Genomic DNA, 24,476 nt, shown 5'->3' with positions numbered 1-24,476 from the left:
CCGCAGAACCCTCAGGAATCATGATTATCCATCAGGATTCCTGAACGTGGTCGAGGCCAGCTTGGAGGCTGGGGAGACGCACCTAAGCGGCATGAAGATCAGTCTGGAAGATGCGGGTCTAGAGACGGGACACCGATGAACCTCACCGGCCCGCGCCGATCCACCCCGAACGAAGACGATGCCACGGCTCCTGTCGAGCTGCCGCACGTCCTCGTCACCGTCGCCGCAGACGGCACCCTCACCGCCACGGTCGATGGAACACCGTTCGCGTCGCCGGACGCGGGCGACTGGACGCGCGCGACGTTCGGGCCGCTCATGGATGCCATCACCAACGACCGCACCATCGCAGTCCGAGTCGAGGTGCGCGAGAACGACGGCAGCGTCTTCACCGACATCCTCCGCACCCGCAAACCCCGACGCGCAGTCGCACCGTCCGAGACCCCTGCGCCGGAAACTCGTCGAAGTCGCCACGCCCGACGGGTGCCGCGCTTGGCTGAGGTCACCGCGGGCGGGTTCGTGCCTGGCGAGGATGTCGCTGTCGCGACGATCGTCTCCCACACCGACGCTACCGGGACCGGCGAAGCCCGGACGCTCATCGACCTCGACGACCTACCCGACGGCACACACGAGGTGATCCTGTTCGGGCGCATCTCGGGCACGCTCGCGGTGCGGCGGCTGACATGAACCAGCGGCAGGCCGGGGGCATGGGCGACGAACTCACCAATGCCGCCCTCATTGGGCTGATCGGCATGTTCGGGATCGCCCTCGTTCTCCGCGCCGGTGGCAGTGTCGCCGCGTTCCTCACCGGCACACCCCAGCCAGACGCCGGCGCAGCGGCGGGACTCGCCGTGCTGTTCAACCCCGGCGACCCGGCAACCGCGCTCGGTGCCGACGGTCTCAACCCGGTCGCCTACTGGCTCGTCAGCGCGGCACTGCTCGGCGGACTCGCCACCGGGATCGTCTGGGTGTGGATCGTGCTGCGCCGCCACACGCGGAAGACCGAGACCGACCCGCACCGCCTTGCCGGGATCGCGACCAGCCATGAAGTCAAGACCGCAGCATCCGCGAAGGCACTGCTGCACCGCGCGGCCACACTGCGCCCCTCCTTGGAATCACCAGCCCCGCAGGATGTCGGCTACCTCCTCGGTGCCAGTCGCGGGACGAAGGTCTGGGCATCTGTCGAAGACTCGATCCTGCTGATCGGCCCACCCCGCTCAGGCAAGGGCCTACATGTCGTCATCAACGCGATCCTCGACGCACCCGGAGCGGTCGTCACCACCAGCACCAGGCCCGACAACCTCACCGCGACCCTCCGCGCCCGACGCCGCAGGGGCGGACCGGTCGCGGTGTTCGACCCGCAACACCTCGCCGAAGGCATCCCCGCCGGGCTGCGCTGGTCGCCCATTCGCGGCTGTGACGATCCGCTGACCGCGATGATCCGCGCTAACGGCCTCGCAGCCGCCACAGGACTCAGCGCCGGAGGGGTCGAGTCCGGCGGGTTCTGGGAAGGCAAAACCCGCACCGCACTCCAAAGCCTGCTGCATGCCGCCGCGCTCGACGGCCGCCAGCCAGCCGAGCTGTTCAGATGGACCCTCGACCCCAGCGCCGCGTCCGAAGCCGTCGCCATCCTCAACTCACACCCGAACGCCGCGATGGGCTGGGACGACTCACTGGCCGCGATGATCGACGCCGACCCCAAGACCCGCGACAGCATCTGGCAAGGCGTCTCCCTCGCACTCGCCGCACTCGCCGACCCGCGCGTACTCGATGCCGTCACGCCAGGCCCGCACGAGCACTTCGACCCCGAGACCTTCCTCACCGAACAAGGCACCCTGTACCTGCTCGCCACCGAAGCAGGAGCAGGAGCCTCGGCATCGCTGGTCGCGGCATTCGTCGAAGACCTCATCGAAACCGCCCGCCGACTTGCCGCCCGCTCGCCCGGAGCACGGCTCGACCCGCCGCTACTGCTCGCGCTCGACGAGATCGGGAATCTCGCCCCGCTGCCCTCACTTCCGACGCTCATGGCCGAAGGCGGTGGCACCGGGATCACGACAATGCCGGTCTTGCAGTCCCTCGCACAGGCTCGCGACAGGTGGAGTGAACACCAGGCCGGCGCGATCTGGGACGCTAGCATCGTCAAGATCATCCTCGGCGGCGCATCCAACAGCCGCGACCTCCAAGACCTCTCCACGCTCATCGGAGAGCGCGACGAGTACACCGACAGCGTGACCCTCGGCGACCACGGCACCCGCTCCAACCAGCGCTCGATCCGCCGCGTCCCGATCCTGCCGCCAGACCGCATCCGCACCCTGCCATTCGGCACCGGCATCACGATGCTGCGCTCCGCGCCGCCCATCGTCACCGACCTCCGCGCCTGGCCGACTCGCCCCGATGCCGCGCAACTCCGCAGCGACCGCGACGAACTCGAAACACTGCTGCGCCACCGCCCTGTCACCTGACGCTGCGTCTGGGTGCCGAAGCGCACCTGCCTGACACAGCGGCCACACACGGCTGGTCGCCCGAGTTCAGGAGGACGCCATCATGGCCATTCGTACCCACCAGTCCATCTCCGGCTTTGTCGCCTCGGACCCGCAGCTCAGCTACACCGACCGCGGCGACGCACGGCTCTACATGAAGGTCGGCATCGAGCACTACCGCAAGGAGCCCGACAACTCCTTTACGCAACTGGAGACGACGTTCCACGACCTCATTGCGTATCGCGGTGCTGCCGAGCAGGGAGCCGAGCGGCTCGCCAAGGGCGACAACATCATCGCCGACGGACGGGTGCGCGACTACTCCTACGAGCGCAACGGCCAGCGGTACGAGGGCGAGGAGTTCATCGCGACGCGCATCGGACACGACCTCGCCCGCACCCGCTACGAGGTGGATCGCAGCGAACGCACTTCCGGCCGAGACGCCGCGGCGTTCACCGGACCTCAGCAGGCCGCGCCGTCCACCGCGGCTGCCATCGGAATGTGAGCGATCCCGCCATGAGCGATCAGTTCCACCCTGAGCACGACGACATGCCACCCGAGGCAGGTCTCGCGTCCCCGCGTTTCGACGTGCCCGAGCCGCCGCATCCGGTCAACTGGAATCTGCTGACCGCCAACGATCTCGAAGCCGAGTTGCTCGAACTGAACCGTTGGGTGGACTGGCTTCGCCACACCTACGGACTTCCGGCCAGCGTCGTTCCGCCCTACTGGCACCGTCACCCCGAGCTCCTCTGGGAACTGTCGGCGCTGCACCTGCACTGGCTGTGCGCATACGACCCCGAGCAGAATGGGTCGGCACCGCTCGGCTGGCACCGCGACTTCGCCGATGCCCGTGCCCGCCTTCGTGATTGGGTGTCGGCCTGCGGTACGCGGCTCGACCGAGACCGCCCGACTCGCCAGACGAGCTGGCCCGGTGAAGACCCCACTCAGCCCATCGAGGACTCACCGATCACGGATCGCGACGAAGACTTCGTTCGGTTCGTGATCGACATGGTGGATGCGCGCCAGGAAGCAGAGGATGCCTTCTTCGCGGGCATCGACCCGGAGACGGGCGAGGTGTGAATCGTGGCGCGCCGCTATGAACGGAAGACCGGGCAGCGTCAACAGAGCGAGCGCGAGCTGACGATCCGCGCCGAGTTCCACGAGCCGCCCGACCTGGACAAGCTCTGCGAGCTGCTGATCCGCCTGGCGCTCCAACAGTCGGGAGCGTGCCGTTCGGAGGGATCGACGCAACCGAAGCGCCCTCGTGCCTCCGCGAGCGCGTCGTCGTAGAATGGAGGCATCCGTCGCGGATGGCGGATGTTGTGGTCCTAGCGCTTCGCCGCCACGGCGAGGCAAAGTAAACGTGGCCGACTCGGCCTAGTCCTACAGCCTTCGGGCTCTTCTCACGATCAACATCCGCTCTCACAAGTCCGCGTCGGCAGGACCAGTGACTGTGGAGAAGAGCCATGACGATCATCGACGCGGACCGAACCGCGATAGACAGCCTCGTAGCGCCCACCCCGTTCCCCGGATCATTCGCCGTCTCCTACCTACGGGTCTCCACGAAGGAGCAGGCGGAGAAGGGCGGCCAGGCGGAGGGCTTCTCGATCCCGGCCCAGCGCGAGGCGAACCAGCGCAAGGCCGACCAGCTCGGAGCAACGATCATCGAGGAGTTCGTCGACGCGGGCGAGTCCGCGCGCAAGGCCGACCGGCCCGAACTGATGCGGATGATCCAGTACGTCGCGAAGCACAAGACGAACTACTGCATCGTCCACAAGGTCGACCGGCTCGCCCGCAACCGAGCCGACGACGTGACCATCCACCTCGCCCTCAAGGACGCCGGCGTCACGCTGGTGTCGGCCACGGAGAACATCGACGAGACCCCGTCCGGGATGCTGCTGCACGGCATCATGTCCTCGATCGCGGAGTTCTACTCCCGCAACCTCGCCACCGAGGTCGTCAAGGGTCTGTCGCAGAAGGCCGCGCAGGGCGGCACCGTGACGAAGGCACCCATCGGCTACCGCAACGTCGGCGTGCGCGACGAGTTCGGGCGGGAAGTACGCACCGTCGAGATCGACGAGGAGCGAGCCCCGTTGGTGCGGTGGGCGTTCCAGGTGTTCGCATCCGGCGACTGGACGACGAGCCAGCTTCACCAGGAGCTCGTAGCGCGCGGGCTCACGACAGCGGCGTCGCCGCGGCGACCGTCCCGACCCATCGGGAAGTCGTCGGTGCATCGGATGCTGACGAACCCGTACTACAAGGGCAGCGTCCGCTACCAGGGCGTGACCTATGCCGGAGCGCACGAGGCCATCGTCCCCAACGAGGTGTGGGACCAGGTGCAGACCGTGCTCGGCACGCACCGCTCGGCAGCAGATGCAACGCAAGTCCACGAGCACTACTTGAAGGGGACGGTGTTCTGCGGCCAGTGCGGCTCGCGGCTACTGGTGTGCAACGCCAAGAGCAGCCAGGGCACGATCTACCCGTACTTCGTGTGCGCGAGCAGGCATGGTGGCAGAGGCGACTGCACCCGGCAGGCGATGCTCATCGAGCAGGTCGAACGGCTCATCGAGCGCTTCTATGCCAAGGTGCAGCTCGATCCCGAGACGACGCAGGCGGTCTCGGCGATGATCCATGCCCGGTTCGACGAGATGATGGCCGAAGGAGCCGCCGAACTTGCCGACCTCGCGTCCCGGAGAACCCAACTCGAAGGCGAGCAGCAGAAGTTGCTGCAAGCCCACTACGCCGGAGCCATCCCGCTCGACCTGCTCAAGAAGGAGCAGGACCGGATCACCGCGTCGTTGTGGACCATCGAGCACCGGATCACCGCTCACCACGGCCACTATGCCGACGCGCGGGCGAACCTCGACGACTCGCTGAAACTGCTGTCCAACGCAGCCGACCTCTACGAGCACGCCGACGACGCGAACCGCCGACTGTGCAACCAAGCACTGTTCAGGGCGATCTACATCGACGAGGACAACGACGTGCGCGTCGGCTACCGGAACCCGTATGACGGACTGAGCCTCTCCGGCCTCCACGCCGACGCCCTGAGCTGGGCCGCCGAGGCGAAGAAAATGGGCCAGGCGCGAACCGCGACCAAGGGTGGCCCCTTGGTCGCAAGTTCACACCTGACCCGTTTGGGGTGGCTAACGGGACTTGAACCCGCGACCACCGGCACCACAAGCCGGTGCTCTACCAACTGAGCTATAGCCACCACGCTGCCCGGCGGTGCTCGCAGGGCAACCCGACGATCATATCCCATCCTCTCGGTCCACGACGAACCGGGACGGGATGCGGCCTCCGATTCGCCGCAAACGGGCTGCGATGCTGTGTTCGGCCGGCCGACGCTTGTAGGGTGAAAGCATGCTCAGCGTGTCGCACGACGAATTCGAGGCTCTCGTCAGCGAGGGCCTCGACAGCTTGCACGACGACATGCTCGCGGAGCTCGACAACATCATCTTCGTGGTGGAGGATCGCCCGGGCGACGGCAGCGACCTGCTCGGTGTCTACGAGGGGTTCAACCTCAGGGAACGCAGCATCTACGGATACGGCGAGGCGCCCGACCGGATCATCCTCTTCCGCGAGAACCTGCTCGAGCGCTGCGCCGATCTGGACGAGCTGGCGAAGGAGATCAGGATCACGCTGGTGCACGAGATCGCTCACTTCTACGGCCTGAGCGAAGCGCGGATCCACGAGCTGGGGTGGGGCTGATGATCGCCCACGCGGAGACCCGCAGGGACCGGCGCGAGCAGTCCGACGCGGAGCCGAGTCCTCCCTGGCAGACGGTGGTGTGGGACGACCCGGTGAATCTGATGTCGTACGTCACCTACGTGTTCCAGCAGCACTTCGGCTTCGAACGCGCCCACGCGGAGCGCCTGATGATGCGGGTCCACACGAGCGGCAGCGCGGTCGTCGCGGAGGGCGGGCGCGAGATGATGGAGCTGCACGTCGAGGCGCTTCACGGATACGGGCTGTGGGCGACGGTGCGGCAGGCGGAACGGTCATGAGGATGATTCCGCTGCAGGAAGGCGGCCTGCGCCTGCGCCTCGACTTCGACGAAGCGCACCTGCTCGGTCAGCTGACGGGGCAGTTGATCGACCTGCTCCGCGATCACAGCGGAACCGCGCTCGATCCCGACCCTCTTTTCGCGAGCCTCGAGGTGGGCGGCTCGGAGCAGCTTCCCGGCGATCCGGCTCTCGCCCGTCTCTTCCCCGACGCCTACGAGGCGGCCGAGTCCTCCGCCCAGTTCCGTCGCGTCACCGAGCAGGGCCTGCTCAATCGCAAGCTGCAGGATGCGCTCGAGGTGAGCGGCGCCATCGGTCTCGGGGCGGTTCCAGCGCCCGATGCGGAGCCCTCGCCCGTGGAGATCGAGATCTCCCCCGCCAACCTGCCGGCGTGGGTGCGCACGCTCACCGCGCTCCGACTCGCCATCGCGGCCAGGATCGGCCTGAACGCCGAATCCGATCATGCGAGGCTGCTCGCCGACGACGAGAAGCGCGGCACCGTTCTGGTCTACGACTGGCTGGCGGCGATCATCGACTCGATGCTGCGCATGGGCGACGAGGGCTGACGGGAGGTCGGCCGACTACTGCGGCGGCTCCAGCGATCGCGGGTCGACGACGTCCTCGCGGCGAGCGAGCAGCCGCGCGGAAGTGACGCCCTCGCGGCCGAAACGGTCGCGCACCTCGTCCACCGCCTGATCGACGGCCCGCCACTCCTCGTCCTCGTCCCAGAGCGCGGCGGCGCGGCTGTCCTCCGGGAGGAGCTGCTCGGCGCGGACGCCGATCAGCCGGACGGGGCGCGGCGGTCCGCCGCCCGGCCCGTCTCCCAGTTCCGCGAAGAGTTCGCGCGCGGTCCGATAGAGGCGCTGCGTGGTGCCGGTCGCCTCGCCCAGGGTGCGGGATCGCGTGACGGTCGTGAAGTCGTCGTAGCGGACCTTGATCGCCACGGTGCGGGCGGCGAGTCCCTGCGCGCGCAAGCGCTCCCCCGTCCGGGTCGAGAGCCGCAGCAGCTCGCGCTCGAGCACCGCGCGGTCGCGCTGATCGACGGCGAACGTCTCCTCGTGACCGATGCTCTTCTCGACCCGCTCGGTCTCCACCCGTCGCGCGTCCCGTCCGTTCGCCAGCTCGTGCAGCCTCTCGGCGGAGGCCGCGCCGACGATCCGCCGCAGGCTCTCGAGCGGCTCGCGCGCGAGCTCCCCCACGGTGCGGATCGCGCGACCGTGCAGCGCACGGGCGGTGGCCCCGCCGACGCCCCAGATCGCTTCGACGGGAAGCGGGTGCAGGAACTCCAGCGTGCGCTCGGGCGGGATCTCGAGCACCCCGTCGGGCTTGGCCCGCTGCGAGGCGAGCTTGGCGACGTGCTTCGTGCTCGCGAGGCCCACGGAGGCCGGAAGGCCGGTGCGCTCGCGCACGCGCTCCCTCAGCCGGCGGGCGATCTCGGCCGGCGGCCCGAACAGGCGCGCGGATCCGGCCACGTCGAGGAACGCCTCGTCGATGCTGAGCGGCTCGACCAGCGGGGTGAACTCGCGGAACACCTGCATCACCTCCCGGGAGGCGGCGCGATACTTCTCGAAGTGCGGATCGATCAGGATCAGTCCCGGGCAGAGCTGCTTCGCGCGGACGACGGGCATCGCCGACCGCACCCCGAAGCGGCGCGCCTCGTAGCTGGCGCTCGACACGACCGAGCGACCGGTGTCGTGCGCGACGGCCGTCGGAAGGCCGCGGAGCTCGGGGCGATCCTGCAGCTCGACCGAGACGAAGAACGAGTCCATGTCGACGTGCAGGATCGAGGCCGTGCTCCGCTCGGCTCCGCTCACCTCGCCGCTCTCAGCCCAGCGGGCCGTGTCCGGGCACGACCCGCTCGCCCTCGGTCGGCGGCGCGGGCGGCGTGCCGTCGCCGAAGGGCTCCCCGCCGAGGCGCTCCCGCCCGTGGGGGTCGAGCCAGTTGGACAGCTCCGGCCCGTCCGGCACGATCCGGGTGGGGTTGATGTCCTCGTGGGTGACGTAGTAGTGCCGTTTGATCTGGACGAAGTCGACGGTGTCGCCGAACCCCGGCGTCTGGAACAGGTCGCGCGCGTAGCCCCACAGGTGCTCCATCTCGAGCAGACGGTTCCGGTTCGCCTTGAAGTGCCCGTGATAGACCGGGTCGAAGCGCACGAGCGTGGTGAAGAGCCGGACATCCGCCTCGGTGATCGTGCCGCCCATGAGGTAGCGGCGGGTGGCGAGCCGCTCCTCGAGCCAGTCCAGCGCCGCCCAGAGCCGTCGATACGCGGCGTCGTAGGCGTCCTGGCTGCCGGCGAAGCCGCAGCGGTACACGCCGTTGTTGACCTCGGTGAAGATCCGGGTGATCACGGGCCACATCTCCTCCAGCGCGCCGTCCGGCAGCAGATCCGGCGCGCCGTCGCGATGGAACTCGCGCCACTCCGTCGAGAGGTCGAGGGTGATCTGAGGGTAGTCGTTGGTCACCACCCGCCCGCTCGGAACATCGACGATCGCGGGGACCGTGATGCCGCGCGGATAGCCGGGGAAGCGCGCGAAGTAGTTCTCCTGCAGCCGGGCCGTGCCGAGCACGGGGTCGCGATCGCCGACGTTCTCGGGCGATCCCTCGAGGTCGAAGGTCCAGGATCTGGCGTCGTGCACCGGTCCGGGCCGTCCGACGGAGATGACGCCCTCGAGCCCCAGGAGTCGGCGCACGATGAGGGCGCGGTTCGCCCAGGGGCACGCGGCCGCCGCGACCAGGCGGTAGCGGCCGGGTTCGACCGGCCAGGCCTCCGCCCCCTCGCGGAGGCCGTAGCCCACCGCCCCGACCTTCGACGCGGGCGGCGCGGGCAGCCCGCGCACCGCCGCGGGATCCGCGACGATGCGATCCTCGATGTAGTTCGTGTCGCGGGTGAACTCGGCTCCGCCCGTCACGTAGGCGCCCCTGGTCGAGTGCTCGCCGTCGGCTCCGGTCTCGCTCATGCGACTCCCCTCCCCCGGCCCGGGCCGCGCGCGAGCCGTTCCACTCGATTCTATGCGGCTCCGGCGGGGCGGAGCGCGGTCAGACGGGGAGGCTCAGCAGGTCGCCGAGGTGCCGATCCACCTGGGGGATGAAGCCCGGGTCCACCGCGAACAGACCGAGATGCCCATGAACGTCGTCGATCACCCGCAACTCGCTGCCCGGGATGAGCGCCTGCTCGGCGGCGCAGTCGCGCACGGGGAAGAACATGTCCTCGCTGATCGGCAGCACGAACGTCTTGGCGGTGATCCTGCCGAGTGCCGCGGCCAGGTCGCCGCCGGTGTGGCGGGACACGTCGCCCCGCTGCCACTTCCAGGCCATCGCGAGCAGCGCGTTCGGATCCATCGCGGTGAAATAGGGCTCCAGGAAGCCGGTGAGGAACCCCTCCTTCGACCCGAAGCCGAGGGCCGACCATTTCTCCTGCTTCCAGAACTCGGTCGAGAACCCCATCGTGCCCCACAGGTGGGCGTGACGGATCAGCCCGTCGCGCACCTGCTCGTGGCTCGTGTACTCGCCGCCGTTCCAGCCCGGATCCGACCAGATCTGCTCGTTGAGCGTCTCGGTGAACAGGAAATCGTGCGGGGTGTTCTTCGCGGTGCCTGCGATGGGGGCGGCCCGGAGCACCTGGTCCGGGAAGCGCACCGCCCACTCGTAGCTCTGCTGCGCCCCCATCGAGCCGCCGACGACCAGCGCGAGGCGCTCGATCCCGAAGCGCTCTCGCAGCAGCCGCTCCTGCGCCACGACGTCGTCTCCGATGCGCACGCGCGGGAACCTCGACATCGCGATGGTCGGATCGCCGGTGTTGTGAGGAGACACGCTGAGCCCGTTGCCGATCTGATTGACGCAGACGATGAAGTACTTCTCCGGATCGAGCGCGTGGCCGGGACCGATGTAGGCGTCGGCCCAGATCTGATGCGTGCCCGAATACCAGGTCGGGATCAGGATCGCGTTGTCCCTCGCGGGAGCGAGGGTGCCCCAGGTGCGGACGGCGAGGGTGGTGTCCTCGATGACGCCGCCCTCCTCGAGTTCGAGCCGGCCGACGGAGACGATGTCGAAGTCCTGGTGGATGTCGCTGGAGTAGTAGGCGTTGTCGATCATGATGACCACCTCGTTGTGGGTTCGGATGCGGACATCCCCAAGTATGCGCGGCGCACGGCGCGGGCAGAACCGACAACGCGACCCGGATGCGAGCCGCGACCCCGCCACTTGGCGGTCGTCCGCTCAGCGTCCGGCGGGGGGCGGCGGGAGCACGAACGCCTCCGAGCGCCGCAGACGCCAGCGCAGAGCGCTCAGCGCGAATCTCGCACGCCCCAGCCCGTCGAGGGGATGATAGCCGAGCGCCCCGGTCATCGTGTCGAGGCGGGCGTTCATCGTGCTGTGGTGCACGCTCGCGAGCCGCGCAGCCTCGCGCGCGGTCGAGGCGCGGGTGAGCGCCTCGACCGTCTCTCCGACCCAGGGCGTCTGCTCCGCCAGCGCGGCCAGAGCGAGCTCGTCCTGATCGGGCGGTCGATCCGCCGGCGCGTCCGCCAGCACCTCGGCCAAGCCGCCGAGCTCGTCCGCGCGCACCGCCGGTTCCCGAGCGGTGCACAGCCGCAGGCAGACCAGAGCCGAGCGGGCGGCGGCGGGCAGTCCGACGAGGTCCGCGGGGCGGCTGATCCCGATCGGATCGGCCGCCGCCTCCGCGCGCGCGTCGACGATCGAGAGCTGCACCGGCCCGTGCTCGGTCGGCACGACGTCCTCGAGCCCCGTGGGACGCCGGCGCCACGTCGCGAAGAGCGGCGTCGCCACCGCGCGGTGGGGCAGGCCCGCGTCGAGACCCCGCCGCACGGCGATCTCGAGGCGCTCCGACCGGGGCGTCTCCGGGTCGATCAGGCTGGCCAGATCGCGCCGCTCCGGACGTGTTCCGCCGTTCAGGCGCAGCTGCAGCGCGAGGGCGAGACGTTCGAGGATGATGCGGTCGTTGACCGTCGGGAGGTCCTCGTCCACGATCCAGACGGTGAGCGGATCCGCACGATGCCGGTTCGAGCCGGGCGGGACCGGCGCCAGGGCGATGCCGTCCGGACCCACCACCTCCGCGGCGTGCCCCGGGGAGCGGACGAGCCCGACCGGCCGACCCGCGAGCGCCGCGGCGGCGCTCATCAGGCCGCGGACGCCGACGCCCCCGGCCATGAGCTCGTCGAAGCACGCCACCACCCGCAACGACTGGCTGGCCTCGGGATCGAGCGCACCGAGCCTGCCGAGCAGTTCTTGCATGGTGCCACCTCTTCGTGTGCCGGCCTCCGGGCTTGTGCAGCAGTCTGCCAGAGTGCGGTCAATCCTCCAAGCGGCGGCGCAGCCATCTCAGACGCGTCTCGATCATCGCCCTGGCGATGCCGGTGTGCCGGGCGAAGATGTCGCAGGCGTGAAAGGCGCCGGGCCAGACGTGGAGCTCCGCGTCGCCGCCGTCGCGCCAGATCCGCTGCGCATAATCCACCGTCTCGTCCCGGAAGATCTCCGCCGCCCCGACGTCCAGATAGGCCGGCGGCAGCCCGGCCAGCGTCTCCGCCCGCGCCGGCGCGGCGTAGGGCGACACCGTCCCCCCGCCGACCGCGTCGCCGAGCAGCGCGTTCCATCCGGTCTCGTTGCTCACCCGGTCCCAGACGCCCACGCCGTCGAATCGTCGCGTGGAATCCGTGACGCCCCGATCGTCGAGCATCGGATAGTCGAGCAGCTGCCCGACCGCACGGGGGCCTCCGCGCTCGCGGGCCGCGAGCGCCACCGCGGCCGCCAGTCCGCCGCCGGCGCTCGCTCCGGCGATCAGGACGCGTTCGGGGTCGAAGCCGAGTTCACGCGCGTGCGCGGCCAGCCACACGAGCGAGGCGTAGCAGTCCTCGAAAGGGGTCGGATGGGGATGCTCGGGCGCCAGACGATAGTCGACCGTGACGAGTCCGACTCGGAGCCGCGCGACCCAGTCGAGCGCGAGATCGACACCGCTGAATCGGTCTCCGAACATCATGCCGCCCGAGTGGAAGCTGAGGATCACGGCGCTGGGCCGCGCTCCGGCCGGCCTGATGATCGATCCCGCGATCGCCGCGCCGCCGTATCCCGGATAGTCGAAGTCCTCGATCTCGACATCGTGGCCTCGCAGCAGTTCGTCGCGCGGCGGTGAGGCGTAGGAACGCCGCATGAACGGGATCAGCCCGGGGGTGATCGTCGGCGGGAACACTCCCCCGACGACGGCGAGCGCCGCGCGCAGCTCGGGATCGAAGACATCGGCGGCGCGATCGCGGTGCCCGGGCGTCATCGCCGCCTCAGCAGTCGCGGTTGAGGTCGAGCGCGCGGCGGATGAGACCGTCGAGCGCCTCGTGCCCGGCGTCGGTCGGATGCACGAGATCGCCGCGGATCAGGTTCCACGGGTCTGAGGCGGTGGCCCCGGCATCCGTGAACCACTTCGAGAGGTCGATGCTCACCCGGCGCTCGGGATCCTCGGCGGCCACCTGCGCCATCGCATCGCGATACGCCGCCCAGGGGAACGGCAGCCCGGTGGGCCTCATCGGCCGGTAGGCGTGCACGAGCACGTGAATCGGCTTCTCCCCGCCCTCCAGGAGTCCGTCCAGCTCCTCGATCGACCGCCGCAGATCCGGCGTGTAGTCCGCGACGGGATCCCGGCTCTTCCGATAGTCGTTGGAGCCGACGAAGTGCACCACGATGTCCGGGGCGAGTCCGGCGACCCTGCTGAGCCGGGTCTCCGGCGAGCCGCGGAGCAGGTAGCTCTCGGAGGTGGCGCCGCCCACGCCCACGTTGACGACGTGGATGCCCGAGGTCTCCCGCGGCTCGCTCCAGCCGAACGCGTCCTGACGGAGCACGGGCGCCGGGAGGTTGCCGGACAGGTCGAAATCGGCGGAGAGCGCCGCGGCGAAGCGGTTGAGCCACCGGTTCATCTCCTGCGAGGCGCCGGAGCCGGAGGTCGTCGACGATCCCGCTCCGACGATCACCACCGGATGCTCCGAACTGCGTGCGAGACGGTCGCGCAGGGACTGCCGCAGCTCGGCGTCACCGGCGAGCGGCTGGACGCAGACCGAGGGTTCCACTCCTCTGGCCCGGATCCATCCGCTGACCGCCCGGGTCGAACGATCCTGCGCCGCCCGGCTCACTCGGAACACCGCAGCCCCCTCGCCCGGCCACAGCCGGAGGGAGAAGCGGCCGCCGGCATCCGGCTTGACCGACTGGACGTCGACCCATCTCGCGCCCGTCTTGCGCTGCAGGGTCATGCGGGCGCCGGGCAACGCCGGGCTGACCCGCCCCTCCACCAGAATCCTCTTCCCGGTGGTCTCGGTCGCGGACTGGCTCGCCGTGAGCGTCGTGACCGCCCGCACCCGGACCTTGCGGATGAGCGAGCGCCGCTCGACCTTGCGCTTGCCCGAGCGCCACTCGTATGCCAGCACGCGGAAGCTCGCGACCCCGGCCGTCTTCCGCGTGAGCGTGGTCCGGTAGTGGTGCTTCGAGGTCCGGGTGAGCCGCTTGACGGTGACCCAGCGCCCCTCCCGTCGCTCCTGCAGACGGACGATCGGTGTGCGCGTGAAGCCCGATACCTTGGCCTTGACCGTGATCGCGGCGCCCGGGTCGACGGTCTTCCTGACGACCGAGGCGCTCACCCTGCGGTCCGAAGCGGCCTGCGCGGACGGCGCGGGAGCGACGAGGAACGAGAGCAGGAGGGCGAGCAGCAGGCCGCCGATCACGGAACGGCGGAACGGCACGACGCGATCCTCTGCCCTGCTGCTCAGCATCAGTGCCCGGCCCGCTCCAGGATCAGCTCGCGCACGCGCGCCGCGTCGGCCTGGCCGCGCATCGCCTTCATCACCGCTCCGATGACCGCGCCGGCGGCCTGCACCTTGCCGTCGCGGATCTTCTGCAGCACATCCGGCTGCTCGGCGAGCGCCGCGTCGATCGCGGCGATCAGCGCGCCGTCGTCGGAGACGACCGCGAGGCCGCGGGCCTCGACGATCTCCTCGGCGGTGCCCTCGCCGTCGATGAGGCCCTGGATCACCTGGCGCGCGAGCTTGTCGTTGAGCGTTCCCGCATCGACGAGCGCCACCACGGAGGCGAGCTGCTCGGGCGAGATCAGATCCGCCGGAGGGACCGAGCGCTCGTTCGCGATCCGGGCGATCTCCCCCGTCCACCACTTGCGGGCGGTCTGAGCGGGTACGCCGGCGCCGACCGTCGCCTCGATCGCGCTCAGCAGGCCGGCGTTCACCACGTCCTGGAACTCCAGCGCCGAGAAGCCCCATCCCTCGCGCAGCCGGCGGCGGCGCAGCGTCGGATGCTCGGGCAGCGCGGCCCGCAGCTCCTCCACGAGCTCGCGCGAGGGAGTGAGCGGCGCCAGGTCGGGTTCGGGGAAGTAGCGGTAGTCGTCGGCGTCGCTCTTCGGCCGCCCGGGCGAGGTCTCCCCGGTGTCCTCGTGCCAGTGCCGGGTCTCCTGGGTGATGGAGCCGCCGTCTGCGAGGATGCGCGCCTGGCGCTGGATCTCGAAGCGCACCGCGCGCTCCACCGAACGCAGCGAGTTGACGTTCTTCGTCTCGGTGCGCGTGCCGAGCACGGCCATCCCGGCGCCCTCGTTGCCCCGCGGGCGCAGCGACACGTTCGCGTCGCAGCGCAGGTTGCCGCGCTCCATGCGGGCGTCGGAGATGCCGAGCGCGAGAACGATCTCGCGGATCGTCGCGACGTATGCGGCCGCGATCTCGGGCGTGTCCGCCTCGCCGCCGAACACCGGGCGCGTGACGATCTCCACGAGGGGCACACCGGCGCGGTTGTAGTCCACGAGCGAGTACTCGGCCCCCTGGATGCGCCCGGTCGATCCGCCCACGTGGGTGAGCTTGCCCGCATCCTCCTCCATGTGCGCCCGCTCGATCGGCACGTGCACGACCCGTCCCGATGCGAGTTCGATCTCCACTGAGCCGTCGAAGGCGATCGGATCGTCGTACTGCGAGATCTGATAGTTCTTCGCCATGTCCGGGTAGAAGTAGTTCTTCCGAGCGAAGCCCGACACCTCTGCGATCTCGCAGCCGAGTGCGAGACCGAGGCTGATCGACGAGCGCACGGCCTCGTCGTTGACGACCGGGAGCGCACCGGGGAGGCCCAGGCAGACGGGGGTGAGGTTGGTGTTGGGCTCGCTGCCGAACGCGTTCGGCGCCGAGCTGAACATCTTGGTCCTCGTGTTGAGTTCGACGTGGACCTCCAGCCCGATCACCGGCTCGAAGCGCTCCAGCGCCTCTTCGAAGGACATCAACCGGGTCTTCGCCATCAGCTCGCCGCCTTTCCGCCGATGTGGCCGTTCAGCTCGGGCGCCTGCGCCCAGAAGGGCCGGCCGTCGCGATCCTCGATCAGGCGCTCGAGCGCGGCTCCGGCGCGGTACAGCCGGGCGTCCTCGAACGCCGGCGCCAGCAGCTGCAGACCGACCGGCAGGCCGTCTTCGACGGCTGTTCCGACCGGAACGCTGAGCCCCGGGATTCCGGCGAGATTCGCCGGAATCGTCGTGGCGTCGTTCAGATAGTCGAGCAGCGGATCCCCGTGGTGGGATCCGAGCTCCCACGCCGTCGTCGGCGCCGTGGGAGAGGCGATCACGTCGACCCGTTCGAAGGCCGCGGCGAGATCCTGCTGGATGAGGGTGCGCACCTTCTGCGCGCTGCCGTAGTACGCGTCGTAGTAGCCGGCCGAGAGCGCGTAGGTGCCCAGGATGATCCGGCGCTTCGCCTCCGAGCCGAACCCGGCCTCGCGGGTGGCGCTCATCACCTCCTCCACCGTGCCGTTCGCCGCCCCGTCCGGGCCGACGCGCAGCCCGAAGCGGACCGAGTCGTATTTCGCGAGATTGCTCGACGCCTCGGCCGGCAGGATCAGGTAGTACGCGGCGACGGCGTATTCGAAGTGGGGCGCGTCGATCTCGACGATCTCGGCGCCCTGAGCCTGCAGGAGGGCGAGCGCCTCGTCGAAGCGCGCGGTGACCCCGTCCTGGGCGCCCTCGAGCGAGAGCTGAGCGACCACGCCGACCCGCAGGCCGCGCAGCGACTCCCCCGCGGCCCCGGCCCGGGCGGCGGCGGCCATCGAGGGCCAGTCGTGGCGCAGCGAGGTGGAATCGCGGTGGTCGTGCCCGGCGATCACGTCGTGGAGCAGCGCGGTGTCGAGCACGGTGCGCGCGACCGGGCCGATCTGGTCGAGCGACGAGGCCAGCGCGATCGCGCCGTAGCGGCTCACGCCGCCGTAGGTGGGCTTGGCCCCGACCGTGCCGGTGAGCGCCGCGGGCTGGCGGATCGAGCCGCCGGTGTCGCTGCCGAGCGCGAGCGGCGCCTCGAAGGCGCCCACGGCCACGGCCGAGCCGCCGCCGGATCCGCCGGGCACCCGGCCCGGCGCCCAGGGGTTGCGAGTGGGGCCGTAGGCCGAGTTCTCGGTGGAGGAGCCCATCGCGAACTCGTCCATATTCGTCTTGCCGATCGGCACGAGACCCGCCGCGCGCGATCTCGCGACCGCGGTGGCGTCGAAGGGAGAGCGATAGCCCTCGAGGATGCGGGAGCCGGCCGTCGAGGGGAAGTCGGTCGTGACGAGCACGTCCTTGATCGCGAGCGGCACCCCGGCGAGCTCACCGAGCGGCTCTCCGGCGCGGCGGCGCGCGTCGATCGCTTCGGCGGCGCCCAGCGACACCTCGGGGTCGACGGCGAGGAAGGCGTTCAGCCCGCGGTCATCGGCGCCGTCGACCGCGGCGATCCGGTCGAGGTGCGCCTGCGTCGCCTCGACCGAGGTGACCTCGCCGGCGGCGAGCCGGGCAGCCAGCTCGGCCGCGGTCAGTCGGATCACGTCGTCCACTACTGCTCCTCCCCCAGAATCGAGGAGACCCGGAACAGTCCCTCGGCCGCATCCGGCGCGTTCGCCAGCGCCTGCTCCTGCGTCAGCACGTCCGCGACCTCGTCGGGCCGCGTCACGTCGCCCAGAGGAATCGGGTGGCTCGTGGCGGGGACGTCGCCGCCGGCCACCTCGCTCACCTTCGCGATGCTGTGCAGGATCGAGCCGAGCTCGCCGGTCAGCGAGGCGATCTCGTCGTCGGTGAGGGCGATTCGGGCAAGACCGGCGAGATGCTCGACGGTCTGCGCCGTGATCTCACCGCCCTGCGATTCGCCGGAGTCCGCAAGGGTGTCGGGCATACTGCTCCATCGGGGGAAACTGGATCGGTGGGCCCCACCATCCTATTCCCCACGAGCCGCTATTCGCCTACCCGGGTGCCGTCTCGGTTCCACAGCCCGGAGCATCCCCTCCGCGGGCTGTCGACGAGGTGGGCGTCGACGATGCCGATCGCGGTCATCAGCGCGAACACCGTGGTCGGCCCCACGAAGGAGAAGCCCCGGCGCTTCAGCTCCTTCGCGAGCGCCGCCGACTCGCGCGAGGTGCTCGGCACCTCGTCGTCGCCGCGCGGCGCCGGTGATCGCTCGGGCATGTACGACCAGACGAGAGCCGCGAGGTCGGTCCCCTCGTCGCGCAGTCGCAGGGTCGCCGCGGCGTTGCGCACCGTCGCCGAGATCTTGCGGCGATTGCGGATGATGCCGGTGTCCGCCAGGAGCCGCTCGATGTCCGCCGCGCCGTAGGCCGCGACGATCTCGGGGTCGAAGCGGTCGAATGCGCGCCGGAAGGATTCGCGTTTGCGCAGAACGGTGAGCCATGACAGTCCCGCCTGAAAGGCCTCGAGGGAGAGCCGCTCGAACACGCCGGTCTCCTCGCGCACCGGCATGCCCCACTCCTCGTCGTAGTACGCGGTGAGCAGCGGATCCTGCAGCGCCCAGGCGGCGCGGGTCGCGGGAACGGCGATCGACATGTTCGTACCTCCGAGAGGGTCGTCTGCGGTATGTCTTCGCACCAGAGTAGAGAGCGCAGGAGCGCGGCATCGGAACAAAGCGAAATCTGTGGATAACTCGGAGGCGCGCCTCGGACGTGCCCGGCTCAGGTTTCCTCCAGCGCCTCCGGTCCCTCGGCGACCAGCACCGCGAACTGCTCCGCGTCGAGCACCCGGATGCCGAGCTCCTCGGCCTTGGCGAGTTTGGACCCCGCCCCCGGACCCGCCGCCACGAAGTCGGTCTTCTTCGACACACTCGACGCCGCCTTGCCTCCCGCGGCGATGATCGCCTCCTTGGCGCCCTCCCGGGTGAAGCCGTCGAGCGCGCCGGTGGCCACCACCGTCAGTCCGGCGAGGACGCCGCCGCTCTCGTCCGCCGCCCCGGGACCGGGATGGCCCGGGGTCGCCCACTGCACTCCGCTCGCGGCCCAGCGCTCCACGATCTCGCGATGCCAGTCGACCTCGAACCAGTCGAGCACCGATCGCGCGATGGTCTCGCCGACCCCGTCCACCTCGGCCAACTGCTCGACCGTGGCGGAGCGGATCGCCTCGAGCGAGCCGAACCAGTCGGCCAGCGCGCGCGCCGCCACCGGCCCGACGTGCCGGATGTTCAGCGCGACGAGCAGTCGCCACAGCGGGCTCGTCTTCGCGCGTTCCAACTCCGCCAGGAGGGTCTCCGCGTCCTTGGAGGGCAGCACCTCGCGGTGGTCCTTCCGGATACCCGCGGCACGGCGCTCGGCAGCCGTCTTCTCGGCCCACCCCGGCGGGTAGCCCGCCGCGCTCCAGCGCTGGAACGGCATCCGGCGCGCGGGCTCGCCCGTCTTCTCGTCGATCACCGGCTCGCCGGTCTCGCTGTCGCGGACGATCACCTCGATCGGCACCAGCTGCTCGAGCGTCAACTCGAACAGCGCGGCCTCCGTCTTCAGCGGAGGGTCCTCCGGCACCTCGGGTTGCGTGAGCGCGGCGGCGGTGATCTCGCCGAGCACCTCGATGTCGAGCGCGCCCCGGGAGCCGATGTGCTCGACCCGGCCGCGCACCTGCGCCGGGCAGTCCCGCGCGTTCGGGCAGCGGAGATCGATGTCGCCCTCCTTCATCGGGCGCAGCTCGGCTCCGCACTCCGGGCAGCGCGACGGCATCCGCCACTCCCGCTCGCTGCCGTCGCGCCGCTCGACCACCGCGCCGAGCACCTCCGGGATCACGTCTCCGGCCTTGCGCAGCACCACGGTGTCGCCGATCAGCACGCCCTTCGCCTGCACGACCTGCTGGTTGTGCAGGGTCGCCTGGCTGACGGTGGAGCCGGCGACGCGCACCGGCGCCATGACCGCGTACGGCGTGGCGCGCCCGGTCCTCCCGATGCCCACGCGGATGTCGAGCAGTTCGGTGTGCACCTCCTCCGGCGGGTACTTGTAGGCGATGGCCCAGCGCGGCGCACGGCTGGTCTCGCCGAGCTCGGCGTGCAGCGCCAGCTCGTCGATCTTCACGACGACGCCGTCGATCTCGTGCTCGAAATCGTGACGGTGCGCGCCGCGGTCCTCGACGAAGGCGACCACCTCGTCCACCGTGTCGAGGACGCGGGTGTGCGGAGACACGGGGAGCCCCCACTCCGCCATCAGCCGATAGGCGTCGCTCTGGTTCTCGAGGCTCGGGACCTCGGCGTCCTGGTCCGGCGCGTCGGCGCCGTCGGGGCGCTGCGTGAAAGCACCGGCGCCGTCGGGGCGCTGCTCCCAAGCACCGGTGCCGTGCAGGTAGAGCGCGAGGCGGCCGAGCCGTTCCCGCATGAGCGCGAGCTCGCGCGGGTTCTTCTTCTCGGCGCGCTGGCGCAGGCTGCCCGCCGCGGTGTTGCGGGCGTTGGCGAACTCGGGGTAGCGCACCGAGATGCGATCCTCGGGAACCCCCTTGGCCCGCTGCTCGGCCGCGTGCTCGGCCTGCAGCTCGTGCTGCCGCTCGTTCAGCGCCGCGAAGTCCGCCCCGCTCAGGAACACCTCGCCGCGCGCCTCGAAGAAGCGCGGCCACCCCCTCCCCTCCAGCCGCCTCGGGATCGCGGGGATGAACTCGACGTTCTCGGTGATGTCCTCGCCGACGCGTCCGTCCCCGCGGGTGGTGGCGGTCTCGAGCACGCCGTCGCGGTAGGCGAGGCTGATCGCGAGTCCGTCGATCTTCAGCTCGCTCAGCCAGCGCACCTCGCGGCCCGCCGCGGCCAGCGCCTTCTCCGCCCATTCCCGGAGCTCGTCGATCGTGAACACGTTGTCGAGGCTGAGCATCCGCTCCGCGTGCTCGTGGGTGGGGAACCCGGCCGAGACGATCGCTGCGCCCACCTGCTGGGTGGGGCTGTCGAGGCCCGCCAGTTCGGGGAACTCCCGCTCGATCTCCGCGAGGCGCCGGATCAGCGCGTCGTACTCGGCATCCGAGACGAGGCTCACGGCCTCGCTGTAGTAGGCGGTGCGGTACCGCTCGATCTCGGTCGTCAGTCGCTCGCTCTCCGAGCGCGCGGCGTCGAAGCCCTCGACCGCGCGGGACGGGGCGGGGTCGACTGATCGGGGATCGGGGGTGTCCGTGTTCACGGTCCGATTCTAGGGTGCGGTTCGGTGATCCGGTCGGGAGCCCCGTGGAGCTCGGCGGCGATGGCGCGCACGAGCTCGCCGGCGGGGAGAGCCCGGGCGCGGCCGGCGGATCGGCCGGCCCAGTTCGGCGCGATACCGCTGCGCCCGACGGCCTTCGCGGCCGCGGCGAGCCGTTTGTTGGCGTCGTAGGCGATGGGGAAGTCGGGCGGGCGGGGCGCATCAGGACGCTCGCAGAATTCCATGAAGGCGTTGACGAGGCCCCGGGCGGGCCTGCCGGAGTAGGCGCGGCTCAGGCGCGTGGTCGCCGCGCCGTCTCCGAGACGCGCGCGATACGAGGCGTCCGCCCCGGATTCCGGGCAGGCGACGAACGCGGTGCCCAGCTGCGCGGCGACGGCTCCGAGCTGCAGGACGGCGCGCACGCCGGCGCCGTCGGCGATCCCTCCCGCGGCGATGACCGGCAGCCCCGTCCGGGTCGCGAGGCGGCGCGTCAGCGCTGCGGTCGGCAGCCCCTCGTCGGTCGCGTCGGGATCGAACACGCCGCGGTGCCCTCCGGCTTCGATGCCCTGGGCGACGATGCCGTCGACGCCCGCCGCTTCGACGAGCGCGGCCTCGTGGGGGCTGGTGGCCGTGGCGAGGGTGCGGATCCCGGCCCCGCGGAGGGCGCTCAGGCGATCGGCTCCGGGCAGCCCGAAGTGGAAGCTCACGAGCGCGGGGCGCGTCTCGAGCAGTGTTTCCAGCAGGGCGTCGTCGTCGGCGAAGCTCGCGTAGACGGGCTCGAGGGCGTGCGGCGGATCGATGTGCAGCTCTGCGAAGAGCGGCGCGAGATAGCGCAGCCACGCCTCCTCTGTCTCGGGCGCCCGCCGCGGAGGACGGTGGCAGAACACGTTCACGCCGAAGGCGCGACCGGTGAGGCTCCGTGTGCGGAGGATCGTCTCGCGCGCCTGCGCGGCGCTCTGGCCGGCGAGGCCGAGCGAGCCCAGGCCCCCGGCGTTCGAGACGGCCGCGGCGAGCTCGGGGGTGGAGACGCCCGCCATCGGCGCCTGGATCACGGGGAGGCGCATCCCGAGGGAGCGGAGCAGCTCGTCGGCCATGCCCCCAGTCTGCCACGCTCCGGCTCGCACGCCCTCGAACGTCCGCGCGCGCTCGCGTAGACTGCCGGGGTGAAGGTTCTGGCAGCGATGAGCGGCGGCGTCGACAGCGCCGTCGCCGCGGCGCGCGCGGTCGAGGCGGGTCACGAGGTGGTCGGCGTCCACCTGGCCCTCAGCCGGATGCCGGGCACCCTGCGCACGGGATCCCGCGGCTGCTGCACGATCGAGGACTCCATGGACGCGCGCCGCGCGGCGAACCTGCTCGGCATCCCCTTCTACGTCTGGGACTTCAGCGAGCGCTTCAAGGAGGACGTGGTCGACGACTTCGTCGCCGAGTACGCCGCGGGTCGCACCCCGAACCCGTGCCTGCGCTGCAACGAGAAGATCAAGTTCGCGGCGCTCCTCGACAAGGCGATCGCGCTCGGCTTCGACGCGGTCGCGACCGGACACTACGCCACCCTGGTGAACGGCCCCCACGGCCGCGAGCTGCACCGCGCGAGCGCCTGGGCCAAGGATCAGTCCTACGTCCTCGGCGTCCTCACCTCCGAGCAGCTCGCCCACTGCTACTTCCCCCTGGGCGACACCCCGTCGAAGGACCTGGTGCGCGCCGAGGCGCAGCGGCGCGGGATCCAGGTCGCCCAGAAGCCCGACAGCCACGATATCTGCTTCATCCCGGACGGCGATACGCGGGGCTGGCTGGGCGAGCGCCTCGAGCGCCGGCCGGGCGAGATCGTGGACGAGTCGGGCGAGGTCCTCGGAACCCACGACGGCGCTCCGGGCTACACCGTCGGCCAGCGGCGCGGTCTCGCGATCGGGCGCCCGGCGGCCGGTGGCAGGCCCCGCTACGTGCTCTCGATCCGCCCCGTCTCGAATCAGCTCGTCGTCGGAGAGAAGGAACAGCTCTCCATCGGGCGCATCGCGGGCGGCCGCACGAGTCTCACGGGCGAGCCGGGCTTCGACCTCGCGGAGCGTTTCGACTGCGAGGTGCAGATCCGCGCCCACGCCGATCCGGTGCCCGCGACCGCGCGGCTGACCCCGATCGACGAGCACGAGCGCACCGAGCAGCATCGCGCCGGGGCCACGCACGAGTTCGTCGTGGACATCGACCTCGACCGGGCCGAACCGCTCCGGGGGGTCGCACCGGGCCAGAGCGCCGTGCTCTACCTCGGCACTCGCGTATTGGGGCAGTTCACCATCGACCGGGCTCTCCCCGCCTCCGGGCGCGAGGGCGCGCCCGGCGCAACCGGCGCGCAACGCGTCGCGTCGCCCTGAGCGCCTCGGTGCAGGTCAGGAGAGACCGGCGGCGCGGGCGCGGGCGACGGCGTCCGGCAGCGCCGCGAGGAGGGCGTCGACCTCGGCTCCGCTCGTCTCGGGGCCGAGGGTGAAGCGCAGCGCACCCGCTGCCTCCTGCTCCGGAATCCCCATCGCCCGCAGCACATGCGAGACCTCGACCACGCCCGCGGTGCAGGCGGATCCGACGGACGCCGACACGCCGGCCGCGTCGAGGAGGAACACGAGCGAGTCGCCCTGGCATCCGGGGAAGGTGAAGTGCGCATTGCCGGGCAGGCGGGATCCCGCCTCCGCCGGATCCGCACCGCGCAGCACGGCGTCCGGCACCGCCGCCCGCACCCCCGCGACGAGGCGATCCCGCAGCGCGGCGAGCCGCGTCATCCGGGCCGCCCGCCCGGCGCCGTCGCGATCGGCGCCGTAGGCGAGGTCGAGCGCCGCCGCGAACGCGACGGCCCCGGCGACGTCCTGCGTGCCGGAGCGCGCGCGCTGCTGCGATCCGCCGTGCAGCAGGGCGTCGGCCGCGGTCGTCCGGCCGAGCACGAGCGCCCCCACGCCGACCGGACCGCCGATCTTGTGCGCCGAGACGGAGAGCGCCGCGGCGCCGGACGCGGCGAAATCCACCGGAACCTGTCCGAGCGCGCCCACCGCATCGACGTGCGACGGCACGCCGACCGCTCGGGCGAGCGCCGTCAGCTCGGCGACGGGCTGCACCGTGCCCACCTCGTTGTTCGCCCAGAGGAACGACACGAGCGCGATGCGCTCGGCGCCCTCCTCCTCGACCGCGGCTGCGAGCGCACCCGGATCGAGCGCGCCGCTCGCGTCGAGCGGCAACCACCTCAGCCGCGCCCCCTGGGCGTCGCGCAACCACTCGACGGCGTCGATCGTGGCGTGGTGCTCGCCCTCCGGCACCAGGATCACCGGCCCGGATCCCCTGCGCCGCCGCGCCCAGTACATCCCCTTCACCGCGAGGTTGACCGATTCCGTGCCGCCCGCGGTGAGGATCACCTCGGCCGGGTCGCACCCCAGGCGGATCGCGATCCGCTCCCGGGCGGTCTCGAGCAGTTCACCGGCGCGCTGGCCGTGCCCGTGCGTCGAAGCCGGATTGCCGACCGTGCGCAGGGCCGAGACGTACGCATCGAGCACCTCCGCGGGCATCGGAGAGGTCGCGGCGTGGTCGAGGTAGGCCCCTGACGCGGTTCGCAAGCGTTCAGAC

General features: G+C 70.9%; 23 protein-coding genes, 1 tRNA gene and 1 pseudogene. 10 read left to right on the top strand and 15 right to left on the bottom strand.

Features of this window, described 5'->3' with window-relative positions; genetic code table 11:
- Positions 1 to 135 precede the first annotated feature (135 nt).
- The 6 genes and pseudogenes from J4H92_RS04510 to J4H92_RS15290 all read left to right on the top strand — a co-directional run.
- On the top strand, positions 136 to 684 hold the full coding sequence (locus J4H92_RS04510; protein WP_026926262.1) for a hypothetical protein: 549 nt from the start codon (positions 136 to 138) through the stop codon (positions 682 to 684).
- Positions 681 to 2,459 carry a type IV secretory system conjugative DNA transfer family protein gene (locus tag J4H92_RS04505; protein ID WP_208096485.1) on the top strand — a complete coding sequence of 593 codons (1,779 nt, stop codon included), beginning with the start codon at positions 681 to 683 and terminating at the stop codon, positions 2,457 to 2,459. The genes J4H92_RS04510 and J4H92_RS04505 overlap by 4 nt, the downstream gene beginning before the upstream one ends.
- Before the next feature lie 82 nt (positions 2,460 to 2,541).
- Entirely contained in the window at positions 2,542 to 2,979 is a 438-nt protein-coding gene (locus J4H92_RS04500; protein ID WP_026926260.1) for a single-stranded DNA-binding protein, read from the top strand.
- Between the two features lie 11 nt (positions 2,980 to 2,990).
- Entirely contained in the window at positions 2,991 to 3,554 is a 564-nt protein-coding gene (locus J4H92_RS04495) for a hypothetical protein (protein ID WP_374935762.1), read from the top strand.
- 3 nt (positions 3,555 to 3,557) lie between these two features.
- The gene (locus J4H92_RS04490; protein WP_144589011.1) at positions 3,558 to 3,764 is read left to right on the top strand and encodes a hypothetical protein; all 207 of its coding nucleotides are present in this window, start codon (positions 3,558 to 3,560) and stop codon (positions 3,762 to 3,764) included.
- 176 nt (positions 3,765 to 3,940) lie between these two features.
- Positions 3,941 to 4,987 (top strand): annotated as a pseudogene (locus J4H92_RS15290) (recombinase family protein); the annotation flags it as partial.
- On the opposite strand, the gene J4H92_RS15285 reads toward J4H92_RS15290, so the two are convergent.
- Together J4H92_RS15285 and J4H92_RS04480 are read right to left on the bottom strand one after the other, a co-directional pair.
- Positions 4,913 to 5,512 (bottom strand): hypothetical protein, encoded by a 600-nt coding sequence (locus J4H92_RS15285; RefSeq protein ID WP_243751938.1) that lies wholly within the window; start codon positions 5,510 to 5,512, stop codon positions 4,913 to 4,915. The pseudogene J4H92_RS15290 and the gene J4H92_RS15285 overlap by 75 nt on opposite strands.
- Positions 5,513 to 5,612: 100 nt before the next feature.
- Positions 5,613 to 5,688: transfer RNA gene (locus J4H92_RS04480), tRNA-His, on the bottom strand.
- A gap of 149 nt (positions 5,689 to 5,837) precedes the next feature.
- On the opposite strand from J4H92_RS04480, the gene J4H92_RS04475 reads away from it, so the two are divergent.
- From J4H92_RS04475 to J4H92_RS04465, 3 genes are read left to right on the top strand one after another with little or no spacing between them, the layout of a single operon-like run.
- The gene (locus J4H92_RS04475) at positions 5,838 to 6,185 is read left to right on the top strand and encodes a metallopeptidase family protein (protein ID WP_208096483.1); all 348 of its coding nucleotides are present in this window, start codon (positions 5,838 to 5,840) and stop codon (positions 6,183 to 6,185) included.
- Positions 6,185 to 6,481, top strand: a complete 297-nt coding sequence (gene clpS, locus J4H92_RS04470) for an ATP-dependent Clp protease adapter ClpS (RefSeq protein WP_208096481.1) — start codon at positions 6,185 to 6,187, stop codon at positions 6,479 to 6,481. Before J4H92_RS04475 ends, clpS begins: the two co-directional genes overlap by 1 nt.
- The gene (locus tag J4H92_RS04465) at positions 6,478 to 7,044 is read left to right on the top strand and encodes a DUF2017 family protein (RefSeq protein WP_208096479.1); all 567 of its coding nucleotides are present in this window, start codon (positions 6,478 to 6,480) and stop codon (positions 7,042 to 7,044) included. The genes clpS and J4H92_RS04465 overlap by 4 nt, the downstream gene beginning before the upstream one ends.
- Positions 7,045 to 7,059: 15 nt before the next feature.
- Here J4H92_RS04465 and dinB read toward each other — a convergent pair whose 3' ends face one another.
- The 12 genes from dinB to J4H92_RS04405 all read right to left on the bottom strand — a co-directional run bounded on the left by dinB (position 7,060) and on the right by J4H92_RS04405 (position 21,976).
- Positions 7,060 to 8,292 (bottom strand): DNA polymerase IV, encoded by a 1,233-nt coding sequence (gene dinB, locus J4H92_RS04460; protein WP_341782996.1) that lies wholly within the window; start codon positions 8,290 to 8,292, stop codon positions 7,060 to 7,062.
- Between the two features lie 10 nt (positions 8,293 to 8,302).
- Positions 8,303 to 9,436 (bottom strand): glutathione S-transferase family protein, encoded by a 1,134-nt coding sequence (locus J4H92_RS04455; RefSeq protein WP_208096477.1) that lies wholly within the window; start codon positions 9,434 to 9,436, stop codon positions 8,303 to 8,305.
- A 79-nt stretch (positions 9,437 to 9,515) separates the two neighbouring features.
- Positions 9,516 to 10,571: an alpha/beta fold hydrolase gene (locus J4H92_RS04450; protein WP_208096475.1), complete on the bottom strand. Its 1,056-nt coding sequence runs from the start codon at positions 10,569 to 10,571 to the stop codon at positions 9,516 to 9,518.
- 123 nt (positions 10,572 to 10,694) lie between these two features.
- The gene (locus tag J4H92_RS04445) at positions 10,695 to 11,726 is read right to left on the bottom strand and encodes a CdaR family protein (protein ID WP_208096473.1); all 1,032 of its coding nucleotides are present in this window, start codon (positions 11,724 to 11,726) and stop codon (positions 10,695 to 10,697) included.
- Between the two features lie 58 nt (positions 11,727 to 11,784).
- Positions 11,785 to 12,756, bottom strand: coding sequence for an alpha/beta hydrolase fold domain-containing protein (locus tag J4H92_RS04440; protein ID WP_208096471.1), 972 nt, complete (start codon positions 12,754 to 12,756; stop codon positions 11,785 to 11,787).
- A gap of 7 nt (positions 12,757 to 12,763) precedes the next feature.
- Positions 12,764 to 14,209, bottom strand: a complete 1,446-nt coding sequence (locus tag J4H92_RS15280) for a GDSL-type esterase/lipase family protein (RefSeq protein ID WP_208096469.1) — start codon at positions 14,207 to 14,209, stop codon at positions 12,764 to 12,766.
- A gap of 29 nt (positions 14,210 to 14,238) precedes the next feature.
- On the bottom strand, positions 14,239 to 15,753 hold the full coding sequence (gene gatB, locus J4H92_RS04430) for an Asp-tRNA(Asn)/Glu-tRNA(Gln) amidotransferase subunit GatB (protein WP_208096467.1): 1,515 nt from the start codon (positions 15,751 to 15,753) through the stop codon (positions 14,239 to 14,241).
- On the bottom strand, positions 15,753 to 17,306 hold the full coding sequence (gatA, locus tag J4H92_RS04425; protein ID WP_208096465.1) for an Asp-tRNA(Asn)/Glu-tRNA(Gln) amidotransferase subunit GatA: 1,554 nt from the start codon (positions 17,304 to 17,306) through the stop codon (positions 15,753 to 15,755). The genes gatB and gatA overlap by 1 nt, the downstream gene beginning before the upstream one ends.
- Positions 17,306 to 17,641, bottom strand: a complete 336-nt coding sequence (gene gatC, locus J4H92_RS04420; RefSeq protein ID WP_208096463.1) for an Asp-tRNA(Asn)/Glu-tRNA(Gln) amidotransferase subunit GatC — start codon at positions 17,639 to 17,641, stop codon at positions 17,306 to 17,308. Before gatC ends, gatA begins: the two co-directional genes overlap by 1 nt.
- Before the next feature lie 59 nt (positions 17,642 to 17,700).
- Positions 17,701 to 18,306: a DNA-3-methyladenine glycosylase I gene (locus tag J4H92_RS04415; RefSeq protein WP_208096461.1), complete on the bottom strand. Its 606-nt coding sequence runs from the start codon at positions 18,304 to 18,306 to the stop codon at positions 17,701 to 17,703.
- A 125-nt stretch (positions 18,307 to 18,431) separates the two neighbouring features.
- Positions 18,432 to 20,885, bottom strand: coding sequence for an NAD-dependent DNA ligase LigA (ligA, locus tag J4H92_RS04410; RefSeq protein WP_208096459.1), 2,454 nt, complete (start codon positions 20,883 to 20,885; stop codon positions 18,432 to 18,434).
- Complete coding sequence (locus J4H92_RS04405) at positions 20,882 to 21,976, bottom strand: NAD(P)H-dependent flavin oxidoreductase (protein WP_208096457.1); 1,095 nt, start codon at positions 21,974 to 21,976, stop codon at positions 20,882 to 20,884. Before J4H92_RS04405 ends, ligA begins: the two co-directional genes overlap by 4 nt.
- A 69-nt stretch (positions 21,977 to 22,045) precedes the next feature.
- Between J4H92_RS04405 and mnmA the strand changes: the two genes are divergently transcribed.
- Positions 22,046 to 23,245: a tRNA 2-thiouridine(34) synthase MnmA gene (gene mnmA, locus J4H92_RS04400; RefSeq protein ID WP_341782995.1), complete on the top strand. Its 1,200-nt coding sequence runs from the start codon at positions 22,046 to 22,048 to the stop codon at positions 23,243 to 23,245.
- Between the two features lie 15 nt (positions 23,246 to 23,260).
- Here the strand turns inward: mnmA and J4H92_RS04395 are convergent, their stop codons facing one another.
- Positions 23,261 to 24,466: a cysteine desulfurase family protein gene (locus tag J4H92_RS04395; protein ID WP_279549895.1), complete on the bottom strand. Its 1,206-nt coding sequence runs from the start codon at positions 24,464 to 24,466 to the stop codon at positions 23,261 to 23,263.
- Between the last annotated feature and the right edge of the window lie 10 nt (positions 24,467 to 24,476).

The sequence above is a fragment of the Leucobacter weissii genome, from assembly GCF_017565745.1.
Lineage (GTDB): Bacteria > Actinomycetota > Actinomycetes > Actinomycetales > Microbacteriaceae > Leucobacter > Leucobacter weissii.
Note: the sequence above shows the minus strand (reverse complement) of the source record. Positions and strands in the feature narration are given on the sequence as shown.